Source organism: Paenibacillus nanchangensis (assembly GCF_046543445.1).
GTDB classification, from domain to species: domain Bacteria; phylum Bacillota; class Bacilli; order Paenibacillales; family Paenibacillaceae; genus Paenibacillus_AQ; species Paenibacillus_AQ nanchangensis.
Genome location: NZ_JBHOFD010000040.1, coordinates 32,544 through 48,583, shown reverse-complemented (window position 1 = coordinate 48,583; position 16,040 = coordinate 32,544). Strand labels below are relative to the sequence as shown.

Annotated in this window: 14 protein-coding genes; 1 reads left to right on the top strand and 13 read right to left on the bottom strand. The window is 55.5% G+C overall.

Annotation, left to right across the window (positions count from 1 at the left end; genetic code table 11):
• Positions 1–154: 154 nt before the first annotated feature.
• The 13 genes from ACE6ED_RS25150 to ACE6ED_RS25090 all read right to left on the bottom strand — a co-directional run bounded on the left by ACE6ED_RS25150 (position 155) and on the right by ACE6ED_RS25090 (position 14,573).
• Positions 155–1,273, bottom strand: a complete 1,119-nt coding sequence (locus ACE6ED_RS25150) for a HAMP domain-containing sensor histidine kinase (RefSeq protein ID WP_410830182.1) — start codon at positions 1,271–1,273, stop codon at positions 155–157.
• Positions 1,266–1,955, bottom strand: coding sequence for a response regulator transcription factor (locus ACE6ED_RS25145; protein WP_410830181.1), 690 nt, complete (start codon positions 1,953–1,955; stop codon positions 1,266–1,268). The genes ACE6ED_RS25150 and ACE6ED_RS25145 overlap by 8 nt, the downstream gene beginning before the upstream one ends.
• 21 nt (positions 1,956–1,976) lie before the next feature.
• Positions 1,977–2,573 carry a class I SAM-dependent methyltransferase gene (locus tag ACE6ED_RS25140; RefSeq protein ID WP_410830180.1) on the bottom strand — a complete coding sequence of 199 codons (597 nt, stop codon included), beginning with the start codon at positions 2,571–2,573 and terminating at the stop codon, positions 1,977–1,979.
• The gene (locus tag ACE6ED_RS25135; RefSeq protein ID WP_410830179.1) at positions 2,557–3,231 is read right to left on the bottom strand and encodes a phosphatase PAP2 family protein; all 675 of its coding nucleotides are present in this window, start codon (positions 3,229–3,231) and stop codon (positions 2,557–2,559) included. The genes ACE6ED_RS25140 and ACE6ED_RS25135 overlap by 17 nt, the downstream gene beginning before the upstream one ends.
• Positions 3,232–3,561: 330 nt before the next feature.
• Complete coding sequence (locus ACE6ED_RS25130) at positions 3,562–4,710, bottom strand: amidohydrolase family protein (protein ID WP_410830177.1); 1,149 nt, start codon at positions 4,708–4,710, stop codon at positions 3,562–3,564.
• Positions 4,703–5,896, bottom strand: a complete 1,194-nt coding sequence (locus ACE6ED_RS25125; protein ID WP_410830176.1) for a pyridoxal-phosphate-dependent aminotransferase family protein — start codon at positions 5,894–5,896, stop codon at positions 4,703–4,705. Before ACE6ED_RS25125 ends, ACE6ED_RS25130 begins: the two co-directional genes overlap by 8 nt.
• Entirely contained in the window at positions 5,893–6,663 is a 771-nt protein-coding gene (locus ACE6ED_RS25120) for an ABC transporter ATP-binding protein (protein ID WP_410830174.1), read from the bottom strand. The genes ACE6ED_RS25125 and ACE6ED_RS25120 overlap by 4 nt, the downstream gene beginning before the upstream one ends.
• Before the next feature lie 5 nt (positions 6,664–6,668).
• On the bottom strand, positions 6,669–7,418 hold the full coding sequence (locus ACE6ED_RS25115; protein ID WP_410830173.1) for an ABC transporter ATP-binding protein: 750 nt from the start codon (positions 7,416–7,418) through the stop codon (positions 6,669–6,671).
• The gene (locus ACE6ED_RS25110; protein WP_410830172.1) at positions 7,418–8,284 is read right to left on the bottom strand and encodes an ABC transporter permease; all 867 of its coding nucleotides are present in this window, start codon (positions 8,282–8,284) and stop codon (positions 7,418–7,420) included. Before ACE6ED_RS25110 ends, ACE6ED_RS25115 begins: the two co-directional genes overlap by 1 nt.
• Positions 8,281–9,270, bottom strand: coding sequence for an ABC transporter permease (locus ACE6ED_RS25105; RefSeq protein WP_410830171.1), 990 nt, complete (start codon positions 9,268–9,270; stop codon positions 8,281–8,283). The genes ACE6ED_RS25110 and ACE6ED_RS25105 overlap by 4 nt, the downstream gene beginning before the upstream one ends.
• Positions 9,267–10,898: an ABC transporter substrate-binding protein gene (locus tag ACE6ED_RS25100; RefSeq protein ID WP_410830170.1), complete on the bottom strand. Its 1,632-nt coding sequence runs from the start codon at positions 10,896–10,898 to the stop codon at positions 9,267–9,269. Before ACE6ED_RS25100 ends, ACE6ED_RS25105 begins: the two co-directional genes overlap by 4 nt.
• A 415-nt stretch (positions 10,899–11,313) precedes the next feature.
• Positions 11,314–12,846 carry a response regulator transcription factor gene (locus ACE6ED_RS25095; protein WP_410830168.1) on the bottom strand — a complete coding sequence of 511 codons (1,533 nt, stop codon included), beginning with the start codon at positions 12,844–12,846 and terminating at the stop codon, positions 11,314–11,316.
• On the bottom strand, positions 12,843–14,573 hold the full coding sequence (locus ACE6ED_RS25090; RefSeq protein ID WP_410830166.1) for a cache domain-containing sensor histidine kinase: 1,731 nt from the start codon (positions 14,571–14,573) through the stop codon (positions 12,843–12,845). Before ACE6ED_RS25090 ends, ACE6ED_RS25095 begins: the two co-directional genes overlap by 4 nt.
• A gap of 161 nt (positions 14,574–14,734) precedes the next feature.
• Here ACE6ED_RS25090 and ACE6ED_RS25085 point away from each other — a divergent pair, with 161 nt between their 5' ends.
• Positions 14,735–16,006: an ABC transporter substrate-binding protein gene (locus ACE6ED_RS25085; RefSeq protein WP_410830165.1), complete on the top strand. Its 1,272-nt coding sequence runs from the start codon at positions 14,735–14,737 to the stop codon at positions 16,004–16,006.
• Positions 16,007–16,040 lie beyond the last annotated feature (34 nt).

Here is a 16,040-nt window from a genome sequence, read left to right as displayed (position 1 = left end):
TATCAGTATACACCAGCGGGGCAAGTTAAAAATGAAAACAGCAAAAAAGCTGAACCCAGTCATAAAATGACCAGATTCAGCCTTCAGGTTAAATCATAGCAGCCAGCCATCATGGACAGACTGCCGCCAGCTTGTATTCTGATTTGCTGCATCGTCAAAAAGACGTTCCCGCTATTCTTGGCAGTTCCAGACGGAACTGATAATGGCCTTGCGTATGGTTTAACGTGAGTTTCCCGCCATGCATCTGGGCAATGCTTTTTGAAATGGCAAGCCCCAGCCCCGATCCGGTTCCCAGTCCTGGCTCGCCCGACGTGCGGGAAGAATCGACCCGGTAGAACCGTTCAAACAGCCGCTCCTCCTCTTCGGACGTTAAAGGTACGCCTTCGTTCTCCACGTCAATGCGCAGCCAGTCCTCCTCCACGGCACAATGCACATCTATTTCACCCGGGCGGCGTGAGAATTTCAGCGCATTCATCAAAAGATTGTCCAGTGCACGCACGATTTTTTCAGGATCGACCTCCATTTCAATCTCTTCGCCGGGCGGGATATAGCGAATCGTAAGGCCATATTCCTTGGCGAGAGGTTGAAACTCAAAAAGCAGCTGCTGCAGCAGTTCCCCAATAAAAATCCGCTGGAGCTGAACCGCAGCCTCCGGAGAAGTAAGCCGGGTGTATTCAAATAAATCGTCAATCCGTTTTTGCAGCCGCAGCGCTTGTGTGTAGGTGTGTTCCACGTATCGATTATATTCTTCGTCGCTCCTATATCCCCGGTCCTTGAGCAAATGAATATACCCGATCATGCTGGTAAGCGGAGTACGGAGGTCATGCGAAACCCCAGTAATTAACTCCATCCGGTTCCTTTCATTTTGGCGTTCCTTGTGTCTTTGCTTCTCCAGCTCTTCGGCCATGCTGTTAATGTGAATCGCCACTTGCCCAAGTTCATCTTTTCTGGAAGCGGGAATGCGTTCACCTAAATTGCCTGCCGCCATTACGGATAGGATGTTTACCACCTTTTGGAGAAAACGGATTTCGCGGCGTGTCAGCAAAAAGAAAAACAGCGCAAAGCTAAGCAGAAAAACCGTAAGTAGCAAAAGTCCCAGTAAACTGGCTGCAGGTATCGAATAATATTCCGGGTCCCATGTAGCGGTCCAACTCAAAAGTAGATTTGCTGCCGCCAGTGTCGGGAACAACGCGAGCAGCCAGCTTAGAACCATCAGCCAAAACAGCCTGAGGCGTAAATTGTTTGCTCCAAAAAACAGCCGAAGCCTACGCATCAATCTTGTACCCTACGCCCCACACGGTTTTTATATATTTCGGCTCCCGTGGATTGGTTTCGATTTTTTCGCGTAATTTCCCGATATGAACCATGACCGTATTATTTGAGTTTCCGGCCCGCTCCTTCCAGACCGCTTCATAAATATGATCGGTATTGAACACCTGCCCCCGATGTTTCGCAAGCAGCTCTAGAATGCCGAATTCGATTGGCGTGCATTGAACCGGCCTGTCCCCGACATTAACCCGGTGACGCGGTATATCCACAACCAGGTCCCCGATTTGGATGATTCCGTCATTTTGTTGAAGGGAGTTCCGTTTTTGGCGGCGAAGCTGCGCTTTGACCCGGGCTACCAGCTCCAGCGGGTTAAAGGGTTTTCCCAAATAATCGTCTGCCCCCATCGTCAGTCCTGTGATTTTGTCGATATCCTCCTGTTTCGCGGATAACATCAGCACCTGGACCTCCGAAGTTTCCCGGATCCGCATACAGGTCATAATTCCGTCCATACGCGGCATCATCACGTCTAAAATCACTAAATCTACGGTTTCCTTGCTCAATACGTCCAATGCTTCCAATCCGTCGCGCGCTTCAAGTGTGCGCATATTTTCATTACGTAAATAAACCTTGATAATATCGCGGATATCCTGTTCGTCATCAACGATAAGCACGGTCGGCTGGCTCAAGAGCGCTGCACCTCCTTTTTTTCAAATGCTGCCTTTCTTCAAGTGTTTTTCTCCAGCTCTCTTACGGCAGCAGTATACGAAGGCAGGAGGAATGTTGACCGGCACAAAACGAATCGCTTCCAGTTCAAAACGTTCGGTCAAATGGCGCTTCAACTGCAGCGAATATTGAAACGCAATAAATTGTCCCCCGGGTTTTAGTGCGGCGAAAATTTGATCCAGCAGCCGCTCTCTTAAAGCAGGAGAAAAATTAAAGAACGGCAGTCCGCTTAAAATACAGTCTACCTGATGCAAATGGGCACTGTGAAGCGTCTCCACAAGCTCCTCGGCGTTTGGGTAACAGGGATACTCCGGATAATGGTGGCGGAGGGCCGCCGCGAGTTCCGGTTCTTTTTCAAACAATACAACGTTCGTATCCTCACGGACCCTGTCCGCCAATGCACGGGTGATCGCCCCGGTCCCCGCCCCCAGCTCCACGACTGAACCTAGCGAATCGTCACGAATCGTATTCACCATTTTAAGTGCCAGTTGAGACGAACTGGGTGTAACACTGCCGATTTGCTTCGGATTTCTCAAAAATAACGACAGGAAGGAACGCCGCTCCTCATTCAGCGGAAACATGGCGTTTCTCCCCTTTCCACAGCAGACGGCCGCCGTATCTCCGAATGAGCGGGACGAATAGACCCGCCGACCTGAACAAAAGTTCACCAACTAGAATGCCGCCTGCCACATCCGCCAATACATGCTGTTTGATGAACAACGTGGAGGCAATGATCAGGACGGACATTCCTGCCACCACCAGGCTGATGCTGCGTTTAAAAGCCCCAGCTTCCCGCAGCATCAGGTAACTGGTCAACACATGAATGCTTGGAAAACAGTTAAACGGCTGGTCGTGCTGATAGACCCAACGAACGAGCTGATGGAACAGACCGGTTTCGGCAGCCAGATCCGGACGGAGAACGGTGGTTTGGAACAGCGCATAAACAAGATAAGAGACTGCCAGCCCCCCGCACAGCGCAAACAGGGTTTGATAGTAGACCGCTTTATTTTTAAACGCCAGCGCGATCAGCACCGCCGGAATAAACAAATACCAAAGCACATACGAAACCCCAAATGCGGGGACAAACGGAGTTAGACGGTCCAGGTCTATCATGAGGCTGTAGACGCGCTCCGCCGGACGGTTTAAAATACCGTAAAAAATACTCAGCACCGGAATAGCTGTCAGCCACAAAAGAGAAAGCCATGCAGAACGGGAATTTGGTTTTGTACGATGAGTCACCTTTTCATCTCCTAAACTTGGATGTATTTAAAAAGCAGTGAACCCATCGTACAAATAAACTCTTAGGACTCTATCCGGTTTTTTCTAAAGATTTTCTTAACAGCAAAAAGACAGCGGTCCCTAGCCTCTTCGCACCTATCCACCAATATCCACCCATATCCACCTATTTCCACCTGTTCCCGGCTCCATCCTTACAAGCCACAACCAGAAGACGCCGCATATATCTGATACATAAAAAAAGATGACCCCTTCTTCATACAGAGGTCATCCGCTTGTAAATTATTATGGTGTGTGCGTTGGTCCAGACTGTTCATTTCATATGCTGAACAATCACAGATCCGCAATGACCCGACCGTTCTTAATTACGGCGGCGATGCTCCGCCGCAGGGCGTCCGCATTCGGGGCCTGGAACGGATCTGCGTCAAAAACGACGGCATCCGCCTGGCAGCCTTCCGCAATCCGGCCAAGTCCGCCCTCTGCGCCCAGGATAGCGGCGGCGTCCGCCGTGGCGGCCCGCCAGGCTTCCGCCCGCGTCAAGCCGCAGTCCATCAGCGTGTCCAGCTCCTGCAGATTGCGGCCGTGCAGGGCGGGTGTCGCATAGTCTGTACCGAAGCCGATACGAACACCCGCACGTTTGGCGTATCCGACGGCGCGGGTATGGGCTTCGGCCGCGCGGGCGGCCCGGTCATTGATGAGCGGGGGCAGCGCCAGCGCGCCTTTCGGATCGGCGGCGATCCGGTAGATGGAGGCGGTGGGCACCAGCGCCACCCCGGCCTCCGCCAGCCGGTACGCCTGATCCTCCTCCAGGAACATCCCGTGTTCGATCGATTCCACACCGGCTTGAACCGCCCAGTCGACTGTCACGCCGCCCCAGGTGTGGACCAGCACTTTTTTGCCGCGGGCATGCGCTTCGCGTACGATAAATGCGAAATCGTCCTCCGCAAATATCGGGTCGAGTACCGTTTCGGCAGGCGCGCCAAGTCCGCCTGTCGCCATGATCTTGACCCATTCCCCGCCGGAGGCGAAGGCCTCTGTGAGACGCCGCTTCAGATAAGAACGGTCCGCCGCCTCCGCCGCGCCCAGCATCAGACCGCTGCTGAACACCTGCAGCGGCAGCCCGTACCGGGCTGCGAGGTGCCGGACTTCCGCCGGCGCCAATCCTCCCGCATCACGCGCCGCCGTTACCCCGGTCCGCAGCGTGGCCGCAAAAGCTTCCGCCTGCAGCGCTTCTACCTCCTGCGGATCGCGTTTCAGCTGATCGGCATGATCGAAGTCGGTCCAGGCCAAATGGGTATGCAGGTCAATGAAGCCGGGCCCGATCCACAGTTCCCGTTCCGGGGGAGGAACAGGCTCTCCCCGCGCGGATTCGGCAACCGAAGCAAACCGGCCGTCCTTGATTTCAATGTCATAACGTTTGTCTTTGATGCCTGCAATATATACAGCGCGGTAAGACAGGTTATCCGCAGTGTGATTAGACATGGCTGTCCTCCTGAACATCCCCGTCGTTCTTGGCATGACTGCTCTCCTTGGGAATGCCATCTTCCCTGACCTGGCCGTCTTTCTTGGCGTCCACGCCTTCCCCGCTGTGTTCGTCTTCCTTGGCGCCGCCGTCTTCCCACACCCGGCCTGCCGCCGCCACCGCGGCTTCCGCCTCTTTTCCCGTCAGCCGCGCCAATACACGAACTGCCGCTTCCACACTTGACCGGCTCGCATTTGCGCCAAAATGGTTGATCCGCAGCAGCCGTCCAAACAGTTCTCCGTCTCCGGGAGCGACAATCCCTTCGGGTCCATCGATCCGCAGGTTCGCTTCACCGGGAATCCGCACCGTCGTTGTCAGCGTGGAATAATGTGCTCCATCCTTCTGCCAAGGAGACAGTCCCAAAGCCTGAATGCCCGCAACCGCGGATGCGGCAGCCCGTTCATGGCGCCGGATCACCTGCGGAAGTCCCTCCGCTTCTATCCGGTCAAGCACGGCAAGCAGCGCTTTTGCTTCCAGCACCGGCAGATGGGGCGGGACCCGGGACGGCTCCGAGCCGTCGATGTAAGGCTTCAGATCCAGCAGCGATAAAATCGACTGCCGCGGCGCATGAGGGTTCGACTCCACATACGCCCAGCCGCGCGGCGATACGCTAACTGCGCTGACGCCGTTTGGACCGGCCAGCGCCTTTTGCGCGCCAATCACCACAAAATCCGCTCCCCATTCATCGACCTTTAGCGCTTCGCCTCCGACGGCTGAAACGGAGTCCGACACCGTAATCAGCCCATGCGCCCGCGCAAGCCGGAACAGCCCTTCGGCGGGATTGGAGCCGCCCGTCACCACTTCGGCCTGCACAAAGGACAACGCGTCCGGTTTAAAACGCCGCACCGCCGCTTCCACAGCCTCTACCGTAACCACTTCGTCGAACGGAACCTTCACTTCCACAACCGCTGCGCCGCCGCGCTTCAGCCATTGGCCAAATAACGTGCCGTAAGGCCCTGTCACTACGTTAAGAAAAGTCCGGCCTGGCGCCGAAATTCCGGCCGCCACCGCCTCAATGCCCAAAATGGCTTCTCCCGGAATAAGGACCGGCGAGTGCTCTGTGGACAGCAGCCCGGCAAGCGACCGGGTCAGCTGATCAAATTCCGCCCGAAGCAGCGGAGTAAATCCAGCGGGTTCTTGGTTCATAGCAGCCTCCTGTTATCGATTTCTTCCAGTTTAGGTACGGCGGACAGCAGCTCGCGGCTGTAGGGATTTTCCGGCCGGATAAAAAATTCGTCTTTGGGCCGGACCTCCACCAGCCTTCCCGAGCGCATAACCGCCACCGTATCGCTGATCGCATGAATGACCCCGAGATCATGCGAGATAAACAGCATCGTCAAGTCCAGCTCGGCCTTTAGTGTTTTAAACAGCTCCAGGACATGCAGCTGCACGGATACGTCCAAAGCGCTGGTCGGCTCATCCGCAATCAGCAGGCTTGGCTCCACACTAAGCGCCCGGGCAATCGCGATCCGCTGGCGCTGGCCGCCGGAGAATTCATGCGGGTACCGGTTCAGCGCGCCGGATTCAAGCTGGACGAGCTCCAGCAGCTCTTTGCACCTTTTTTCCACCCGCGAGCGGTCCACTATCCGGTGAAACAGCAGCGCTTCGGATAAAATATAGCGGATCTGATGCCTCGGATTTAGCGAAGCATCGGGATTTTGAAAAATCATCTGGATGCTCTTCCGCTGTTCACGGCTTCTGCGCTTCCGCAGAACCTCCGTGCCGAGCAGAACCTCACCTGCGTCCGGCGCAATCAGACCGGCAATCACCCGCGCAAGCGTCGATTTGCCGGAGCCGGATTCGCCGACGAGTCCCAGGGTCTCATGCCGCTGAAGTTCAATCGAAACCTGATCCAACGCGGCAAATCCGCCGTATCGTACAGTGAGCTGCTTTGCTTGCAGCATCGGTTCCATTTGGATCAGCTCCCTTCAAGCGCCGGCAGCGGCAGCACGGAATCAATCAGCATCCGGGTATAGGGATCGGACGGATTGCGGAGCAAATCCGAGCTTCCGCCCTGCTCCACCACCCGGCCCGCTTTCATCACGCACAGCTTGGAGCATAACAGGCCGGCAATCGCCAGATTATGCGTGACAAATACCATCGCAAACCCGAGCTCCCGCTGCAGCCGCGCAATCGTCTCTATAATTTGCCGCTGAACGGTTACGTCCAGCGCCGTGGTCGGCTCATCGCAGAGCAAGATGCCGGGTTTGCACGCCAGCGCCATGGCAATCACCACACGCTGGCATTGCCCGCCGGACAGCTGGCCCGGATACCGGTCCGCCGTCTTTAACGCATCCGGCAGCCCCAGCATTTCCAGCAGCTCCAGCGCGATGCGGCGCGAGGTTTTGCGGCTGGTCCGCTGCCGGTAATACACCACTTCGGACAGCTGCTTAACGACCGGGCACAGCGGGTCCAGCGCGCCTCTCGGGTCCTGGAACACCATGGCGCTGCGAAGCCTGCTGCCGATGCGCCCCCCAGTCTGCTCCACCCCGCGGGGCAGCAGGCCGAGGATCGCGCGCAGCGTCAGCGATTTGCCCGAGCCGGATTCGCCGACAAGCCCGAGGCTTTCGCCCGGGCTTAATGAAAAGCTGACGCCATCTACCAGCTGCTGACCGGACGAAGCGGATAAAGCCAGGCCTTCAACGTTCAATATCGCTTGTTCCGTCATTATTTTTTCCTCCATAAATCCGCCAGACCGTCGCCCACAAGCGACAGCGCAATCCCTGTATACACCACAGCGAAGCCCGGAACCGCCGAAAGCCACCAGGCAGTGGTAATGAAAGGCCGCCCGTCCGAAATCATCGTTCCCCAGTCGGGAGTCGGCGGCGTAATGCCGATGCCAAGATAACCAAGCGTCACAATCGCCACCAGCAGTCCAACCATATCGGTCATCAAGACGACCACGGCCTGCGGCAGCACATTCGGCAGCAAATGGCGAAACAAAATTCTTGGACCGGACAACCCCAGCGTTTCGGCGGATGCAACCCATTCCTGCTTCCGCAGGGAGGCCGTATGACCTTTGACCACGCGGGCAAACACGATCCAGCCCACCAGAACAAAAGTGATATAGATGCCTTTTTGGCCCGCGCCGCTGGCAAAAGCGACAATAATAACTAGCAGATAAAATGGAAAAGCAATCAGCGTATCCGTAATAAGCGAAATCACCGTATTTACCCATCCGCCGTAATACCCCGCAAGCATCCCGAGCAGGATGCCCAGGCAAAACGGCACGATTTCCGCCAGCACCATAATCGTCAAGTCGGTCCGCGCGGCATAAATCAGCCTCGTAAACAAATCGCGCCCCAATTGGTCGGTGCCCAGCCAGTGTCCGGCGGATGGCGGCTGCAAAAAGGCGCTTAAATCTTGGGCCGAAGGATCATAAGGGCTGAGCCACGGAATCAACACGGCGAGCAGCACAAGCACGGCAAACATCGCGGCTCCCGCAACAAGGGAAGGGATGGACACGATGCGGCGCGTCAGGCTTGTCTCTCGGCCGTTTTTATGTAATGGAAGTTCTGCGATTGTATGCTTCATCGTTGCCCCTTCGTTCTCGGGTCGAGCAGCCCGGACAGAATTTCCACCAGCAGACTGATCAGCACGACAGCAACCGCGCAGTACAGCGCGATGCCTTGAATAACCGGGAAATCCCGGTTGGAAATGGAGCTGAACAGCAGGCTGCCGATCCCCTTGATGTCAAACACCTGCTCTACGACCAGCGTACCGCCGATCAGATAAGACAAATTTACGCCAAGCAGCATCAGCGCCGGCAGCGCGGCATTACGCGCTACATGCTTGAACATAATGACCCGGCCCGGAATCCCCGCTGCCTTTAATGTAACGATAAAGTCCGACTCCAGCACCTCCAGCATCTGTACCCGGAGCGACCGCACGAGCGAAGGAATCTGCGAAAACGCGACCGTAACCGCCGGAAGCACCAGACTGTACAGCATGCCGCTCCACCCTACTCCCACGCCCCCAACAGGAAACCAGCCGAGACGGACGCTGAAAAAAACAATAAACAGCAGGCCCACCCAAAATACAGGCATCCCCAACGTAATGGTGGGGATGATGCGGATCAGGTGGTCCGGCAGTTTGTCTTTTTTGGCCGCAGCAAGCGCCGCAAGCGGCAGCGACATCGCCACCGCTGCGGCAACCGCCAGCGCTATAAGCAGCAGGGTCACGGGCGCGCGCTCCAGAATCAGCGTCCGCGCGGGCGTTCCCATCACGATGGAGCTGCCGGTATCCCCGCTCGTGAACAGTGTCCGGATATACCGGACGAACTGCTCCCACAGCGGGAGATCCAGCCCCAGCGTGTGATGCATTTTCGCAATTGCTTCAGGCGTGCTGTATTCGCCGAGGATCATTTTGGCGGGATCGCCGGGAACGATGCGGATGATAAAAAACACGGCTGTCGTCACACAGAAAATGACCGCCAGCGCCCGCACAACAGCAAAGCCGAGCCAGGAATAACGGGCCTGGCTGCGGCTTTCAGATTTGATCGTTGTCTTTCCCGCCGTCATTTGCCCGCACGGACCTCTTCAAACCGGATGCTGCCGTTCGGCAGTACGGTCAGGCCTTCCACCGAAGAACGTACGCCCTTCAGAATATCCGGGTAGTACAGCGGCAGATACGGCACTTCATCGGCGAGGATTTGCAGCAGCTCGGCGTATTTAGCGCCGCGTGCGTCGCCGTCAGGCGTTTTTTGGCCTTCATGCAGCAGTTTGGTAACTTGATCGTTTGTGTAGTGTGTCCAATACGACTTGCTGAAGCCTTCCGGGTCGGTCTGGAACGCAACGATGGAGTTCGCATCCGGCGAATCCGCTTGACCGCTGTTCAGCATGGCGGCATAATCATAAGCGAAAAACCGTTCGCGGAACGCTGCCAGCTCAATCGACTCGATTTCGATTTTGATGCCGATGGATTGGCCCGCCGCTTGAATAATCTGCGCTTCCTGGGCTCTGGTACTGTTGCCGGAGGCAATCAGCAGTTTGGTGCTGAATCCGTTAGGGAACTTGGATTTGGCCAGCTCCGCTTTGGCAGCTTCCAGATCGAAGGTAAGCGGCTTGATTTTGTCGTTGGAATGGTAAGGAATCGTTGTCGGCAGCAGGGAGTTTGCGGTCTCCGCATAACCGAACGTCAGCGCTTTGGTCAAGCCTTCGCGGTCAATCGCCAGCGCCAGCGCGCGGCGGACGTGGACATCGGAAAAATGTTCGTCCAGCGTGTTGAAGAACAGCTGCTCCGTTACCCAACTTCCATTTGTAACAACCGTGGTATCCGTTCCGTTTTTGATCTCATCCGCATTCTGCAGCGCCAAAGATTCGATGGCATCCACCCCGCCCGCTTTCAGCTGGTTGATCGCCTGCGCATCGTCTTGAATCAGCTTGTAAACGAGCTTATCAAGATAAGGTTTGCCTTCCTGCCAGTAATGCGGGTTCTTCGCAAACGTCAAGTCGCCCGCAGGGTCCCAAGCTTCCACGGTAAAGGGTCCCGTACCCACCGGTTTCTTGAAGAACTCTTCTTCGGATACCCCGCCGAAATCGCTAGGCAGGATGCCGTTGGAGAAGTTGGACAGCTCGGAAATAAACGGAGTATACGGCTCTTTCAGCGTAATGACAAGTGTAGCGTCATCCTGCGCTTTGACCGAATCGACCTTTGCCGCGATGGCAAGCGGGCCGCCAACCTTCAAGTGCCGCTCCAGAGAGAAGACAGCATCCTTGGCCGTGACGGGCGAACCGTTCGAGAATTTCAGGCCGTCGCGGAGCACAAATGTATAGACAAGCCCGTCGCCGCTGATGGTGTGGGATTTGGCGAGCCAATCCACGATTTTGCCTTCACTGTCGAAGGAGACGAGCGGTTCAAAAATTTTGTCAATCGCAAACGCATTGTTTGCCGTAATCTGGTTATGTAAATCAAGCGAGTTAACGGCTGCCGGCCGGCCGTATACGAACGTTCCTCCCGCCGCCGCTTCCCCGCTCCCGCTGTCCGGGCTGCTGCTAGGGCTAACGCTTGCGTTAGGACTCGCTTCGGCTCCTTGGCCTTGAGCGGGTGCATTATTGGATGCGGAGCAGCCCGCAACCACCACGACCATTAACAAGGCAAGCGCGCTTAGCCAAAGTGTTTTTCGTAAAAAAGCCCCAGTGTGTTTCATACTCCATTCCCCTTCCTATAAATCCTATATATTTAGTATGGATTGTATTATGAGGGACTTGGTCTGATCTGTCAAACAGAAAATCAGCCGGATTGTCTTGACCCGCTGCCTGTTCCCTCCCCCTCACAAATCCGAACCCTCTCCGGTTCTCTTCTACTATATAATGCGTTTGTGCGATCCGCACAAAAAAACTTCCGCCAAAGCCGGCATAGGCCTGGACGGAAGCGGTTGGGCAAACCAAAGCCAGCGCAGACCTTGACGGAAGCAGTTTGGTCCGTTTATTGGACTGGCGGCCGTTAAGTCCGGCCGTTATGTCCGGCCGGTGTAAAGCTGGCTAGGTGAGCGGCTTTGGAAGCGGAATGGGAATGCTCCGTGCGTGGATAAAACCGGCGGCAAAAGCTTCTGGCACAATCCCTTATTCCGCCGGCTTGCGCTGCTTTTTGTATTCCGTCGGGTAGCAGCCCTCGTATTCGCTGAACAATTTGACGAAATGCCGGGTACTGTAATACCCGACCTGAAGGGCAACATCTTTGACCGGAAGGCTGGTCGTGCTGAGCAGCTCTTTGGCCCGGTGAATGCGCAGCCGGGTCAGGTATTTGGTGAAGGTGGACCCTGTTTTTTTGTGAAAAGCGGTACTCAAATAATTGGGCGTAATCCCGAGCTTTTCCGCCAGTTGGGCGATAGAGACATCGCTTGCATAATGCCGCTCGATATAATGGATCACTTCCGCAATCATGTCCGCGGGTTCGCCTTCGGCTTTATTTTTGTCGGCCAAAAGCTTGTCGGCATACCGGGTCAGCAGGGTCTTCAAATCCTTAGAATCCTTCAGATCCTTCAAGTCCCTTAACTCTTCACGTTCGCCCGTGCCCGTATTCCCTTCCTGGATTCCATACCGGATATACTGCCGGATGTTTTTTTCAGTTTCCGGAGGATACGCATTTGTCCGCAGCAGAACCGTCAGCTCCTCCAGCTCTCTGCAGTAATCCATATACTGGCGCCGGCGATAGTCATCAGCCAGCTGCGTCAGGGTTTGTCCCAAACGCACAGTCTCGGCGGGTTGACGCTGCATCTCATCTATCAGAAGCTTACGGCCTACACCCATCACGGCGCGCAGCGGGGACAAACGGTGCATGTCCGCAAGCTGCTCCAGCAGCTCTGTCCGGCTTGCGCATAATCCGCCGTCAATCTGCGTGTAAACGGTTAGGCTGTCGGATAAAAGCTGCACCCGGGTGCAGAGGCTTTTGGCCCAGCCGTCCAGCCGCGGATCCTCCGCCGAACCGCCGGCCGGCCGGCGGACAACCGCCGCGATTTGTCCGGCCGCCAGCGGAAACACAGCGATACGCTGCGCATGGCCCGATCTCCCGCGGGCCGTGTCCCGCAGCACGTCGGCCAGCTGCCGCATGATCCGCTCGTGGTCTTCCGCCGTCGCTCCCGTGTCGGCCACGGCCAGCAGTCCTCTGTAGTGCCAGCCTTCCTCTTCGGCAGTTTGATCGAAGCCTGCTGTTTTCGCCGGCGGACCACTCCGTATGGTGCTGAGCAGCTGATGCCCGAATTCCTCATCCAGTCTGCGGCTGGTCTGTTCCATCCGGATGAACAGCGCCTCCAGAACCTCTTCCAGCTCCTCCATGCCCAGCGGCTTCAGCAAATATTTTGAGGCGCCCAGGCTGATCGCCTGACGCGCATATTCAAACTCGGAATATCCCGATAAAATCACCCATTCAGTATGAGGCGACAGCTTACGGCCGCGCTCGATCGCTTCCAGCCCGTTCATCCGCGGCATGCGGATATCGACAAAAGCCACGTCGGGCTGCAGGCGAATCAGCGCTTCCAGCAGCTCTTCCCCGTTAGCCGCTTCACCGGCAATGGAAATGCCGCGCCCGGCTTCCTCCAGCATGCTGATCAAAGAAGCGCGGGACAGCTTCTCGTCGTCTGCAATCAATACGTTCATTCCTGCATCTCCTTTACCGGTATTTGAATGGTGACGGTTGTCCCTTTGCCTGGCGAGCTGCAGATGTCAAAAGCGGCGGACGGGTAAGCAAACCTCAGCCGCTCCTCGACATTCCGCAGCCCGATGCTATCTTTGGCTTCCTCCGCGGGATCCGGGAAGCCAACGCCGTCGTCCATCACACGAATCTGCAGCATTGCTTCGTCCCCCTGCTCAAGACCTGCTTCGACCACCAGCCGGCAGGGCTCCGCGGACGGCTCAATCCCGTGGATAATGGCATTCTCCACCAGCGGCTGCAGCAGCAGCTTAGGAATCCGCATCTCCGTAGTAAGCGGATCGAAACGCAAATCAACCTGCATGCGGTCGTCAAACCGGAGCTGCTGCAGGCCGCAGTATTTTTGCAGAAACGCAAAGGTCTCACCGATGGTTGTCCAGTTCTCCTGAACAAGCGTATACCGCAGCAGCTGGCTAAGCGAAAGAATGGCGTTCTCCAGCTTTTTTTTCTCCCCCATCCGGTTCAGCGCCACAAACCCGTTTAAGGTATTGAACAGAAAATGCGGCTCGATCTGGGCCTGCAGCGCGCGGAACCGCATTTCTTTTTGATTCAGCACGGCGACATATTCCTTTTGGATCAGATCATTGATTGTATCGATCATATGGTTGAAGGTGTAGCCCAGGCTGGCGATTTCATCTTTGCCGTCCGGCTCCAGGCGGACCTGGAAGTTGCCCCGTTCCACCTGCTTCATCGCCTGCTTCATCCGCTGAAACGGACCAACGATCCAGCGGGACACATAACGCAGCAGCACCAGCGTCAGCACGAGGCCGATAAATGCAAACAGCACGCCGACAATATACATCCATTCGACTTTTTCCCGAAGCTCCGATTTAGACAGCAGCACTACCATCTTCCAGTTCGCCTGGCGGATTGGCTTGGAAATGACAACATACGAATCCTCCGCATCCTCCACCTGTGACGTTCCCTCTGTCGAAATCTCACGGACAATATCCTGTGAAAGCGGTGCCGTGGCGTAAAAGACACTGCCCTGCTCGTTAAGAATAGCGCTGACTGACCGGACGCCAAAATCCTTGATGACGATCTCGTCGAGCAGGGACGTCTCCGCATCAGCCATGATCACGGCCAACGGCCGCATCGTCTCCGGGTCTTTGATCAGCCGGGCGACTGAAAATACGCGCTTCGTAAGCGGTGTGGTCAAATAATTTTGGCGGTGGGTGCTGATAAAAGTTGCTTTGCCGTCCGCCTGCACCGCCTGCCGGTACCATGGCTGTTCCCGGAACGGATAGTCTTCCACAATGTCGGACAGGCCGTTGGTCTGGCTGTATACCCCGCCATCTTCCGTTAGCAGCAGAGCGGCGGATAAATTGTTCCCGTAGGTCAGAAGAAAAGCCGGAAGGAAAGAATTTAACGTCATTTCAACGGGATATTTTACGAAGTCGGTGCCGCCGGCATAATCCGGCGAATTTTTGGTAATTAATGCCTGCATCAATTCGGGGCTAAAATAAGGAAGATAAGTAATCTGCTCCAGCTGCTCCAGATAGGTGACGATATGCTCCGTCATGGAAGTCATCGTGTTCCGGGTGAGCGCTTCGGTCTCCCGCTCGAGCAGATACTGATAATAAGCCGGCATGCAGATCATAATGATCGCAACCGGAATAGCGATTATAAGCGCGTAAGACAAGGTTAATTTGGATCGCAGCGTATGCAGTTTCACAGGAAGCCTCTCCTTTGCTACAACAAGAATAGAGAAAGCATGGGGAGAAGTCAATTCGAGAAATGAGCACTTTTATCGTAGATTGGTGTCATTTGTGAGCGCTTTTATCCATGTTATCCTTGTCTATGTAAGCGCAACAATACAAACTTGGGGGATGAACAATGAAGAAAAAACGGCTTTTAACGGCACTGTCAATCGTTCTCGCACTCGGACTGGCCGCCTGCGGCAACAGCAATTCAAATCAGGCTGCCGGAGACGCGGAAACCGCTAAACTTACCATGATGCTGACCGTCGGCGAACAAGGCGTCCGGGATGCGATTCAGGAAATCGTGAACAACTACGAGACCGAGCATCCGGATACTCAAATCGAAATTCAATTTCCGGGCTCCAACTACGAAAGCATCATGAAGATGAAAATGGCCTCGAACGAGCTGCCGGATATATTTGATACGCATGGCTGGGCGAAAATCCGCTACGGCGCTTATACCATGGACCTGCAAAACGAGCCTTGGGCCGCCAACATGACGGACTCCATCAAACCGATCCTTACAGATGAAAGCGGTAAAGTGTATGCGCTACCGCTGAATGAAGCAAAAGACGGCTTGTTCTACAACGCGGCCGTGCTTGAGAAATACGGCGTTACGCCGCCGACCACGCTGGATGAAATGCTGGCTGCCGCGGAAAAAATCAAAACGGAGAGCGGCGGCGAAGTCACGCCGATGTTCTTTTCCGGCCTGGATCCTTGGATGATCGGCCAATTTTTCGACATGATGGCGAACCCGCTGCTGATCACGCCTGAACAAAATGAAGCGCAGGCGCTGCTGGACGGTACGTTCGACTGGAACAAGTGGACGTACCTGCCTGAGAAATTCAAAGAAATTTACGAAAAAGGCTACACGAACAAGGACCTGCTGACGGCAAAATATGCCGATGAAGCCCGCCTGTTCGCCGAAGACAAGCTGGCGTTCGCATTCCATACGCCGGCCTCCTACGCCGATATCCAGAAAATCAATCCGGACGTAAAAATGGGGATTGCCCCGCTGCCCGCGATCAAAGCAGGCGATCAGCCTACCTTTGCCGGCGGCGAACGCCTGGCTCTGGCCGCCTGGAAGGACACCAAATATCCGGAACAAACCAAAGCGTTCCTGAACTATCTGGCCCAGCCGGACAACGTAAAAAAAGTATCCGACGCCACCCTCTCGCCGGCCGCGTTTAAAGACGTATCGGGCGGCGGCGCATTCAGCGAATACTACGACAAGTACAAAGACGTTAAGGTGCTGCCTTATTTTGACCGCGTTTATCTGCCAAACGGCATGTGGGACGTGATGATCACAAACGCCCAGGAACTGCTGGCGGGCAACATCACCCCGCAAAAATACAGCGAAAACATGAAATCGGAAGTCGATCGCTTGAAATCGCAGCAGCAAAAATAAGCAAAAGAGAAAGGAAGCGGAGAGTCCTCGCGGT

Coding starts and splice junctions, on each gene's coding strand:
- ACE6ED_RS25150 (WP_410830182.1), bottom strand. CDS start 1,273: ATGCGTAGGCTTCGGCTGTTTTTTGGAGCAAACAATTTACGCCTCAGG.
- ACE6ED_RS25140 (WP_410830180.1), bottom strand. CDS start 2,573: ATGTTTCCGCTGAATGAGGAGCGGCGTTCCTTCCTGTCGTTATTTTTG.
- ACE6ED_RS25130 (WP_410830177.1), bottom strand. CDS start 4,710: ATGTCTAATCACACTGCGGATAACCTGTCTTACCGCGCTGTATATATT.
- ACE6ED_RS25125 (WP_410830176.1), bottom strand. CDS start 5,896: ATGAACCAAGAACCCGCTGGATTTACTCCGCTGCTTCGGGCGGAATTT.
- ACE6ED_RS25120 (WP_410830174.1), bottom strand. CDS start 6,663: ATGGAACCGATGCTGCAAGCAAAGCAGCTCACTGTACGATACGGCGGA.
- ACE6ED_RS25115 (WP_410830173.1), bottom strand. CDS start 7,418: ATGACGGAACAAGCGATATTGAACGTTGAAGGCCTGGCTTTATCCGCT.
- ACE6ED_RS25110 (WP_410830172.1), bottom strand. CDS start 8,284: ATGAAGCATACAATCGCAGAACTTCCATTACATAAAAACGGCCGAGAG.
- ACE6ED_RS25105 (WP_410830171.1), bottom strand. CDS start 9,270: ATGACGGCGGGAAAGACAACGATCAAATCTGAAAGCCGCAGCCAGGCC.
- ACE6ED_RS25100 (WP_410830170.1), bottom strand. CDS start 10,898: ATGAAACACACTGGGGCTTTTTTACGAAAAACACTTTGGCTAAGCGCG.
- ACE6ED_RS25095 (WP_410830168.1), bottom strand. CDS start 12,846: ATGAACGTATTGATTGCAGACGACGAGAAGCTGTCCCGCGCTTCTTTG.
- ACE6ED_RS25085 (WP_410830165.1), top strand. CDS start 14,735: ATGAAGAAAAAACGGCTTTTAACGGCACTGTCAATCGTTCTCGCACTC.